Here is a 534-nt window from a genome sequence, read left to right on the forward strand (position 1 = left end):
ATCGACGGCCATCCCCATAGCCGCATCGAAGACCTCATGCCGTGGCGATTCCGCAAAACGTCAAGCCAGCCTCAATAGGGTTGCGGCTAAGCGCTTACGATCGATCGCCGCGCGCTCATCGTCCGGCAACGGTTGGGCGGCCAACCACGCCCGGCCGCGGCCGTTGAAAAGATCGGCATGCGGGCACTTCGGGATCAGGTGCGCGTGCAGGATCGAATGCACCTCGTTCTTGAGCCGCGTGCGATGGCGCACGACCTGGTAGCGCCGCGCCACCAGCCGACGCTTGCGTTCCGTCTCCGCGTCAGGCGTCCAGATCTGCGGCAGGTACCCAGCCGCCTGCAGACTGGCGAGCGTGCCGGCATCGATCTTGTCGGTCTTGACGTGAGCCTGGGCGATCGCCTTCACCTGCAGCGGATTGGCGATAATCACCCGTGCCACGAACGGTGCGAGAACCCGCGATACCGCCATGCTGTTGCCGGTCGCCTCGACCACCACCTCATCACTGGCCAGCAGGGTCTTGCCAAATCCCTCCAA

1 pseudogene is annotated in these 534 nt (G+C 64.6%); it reads right to left on the bottom strand.

The features are described 5' to 3' along the window. Positions 1 to 96: 96 nt before the first annotated feature. A pseudogene (locus tag IVB36_RS16025) lies at positions 97 to 534 on the bottom strand (transposase); the annotation flags it as partial.

The organism is Bradyrhizobium sp. 35 (genome assembly GCF_023073215.1).
In the GTDB taxonomy this organism is placed as follows: Bacteria; Pseudomonadota; Alphaproteobacteria; order Rhizobiales; family Xanthobacteraceae; genus Bradyrhizobium; species Bradyrhizobium canariense_D.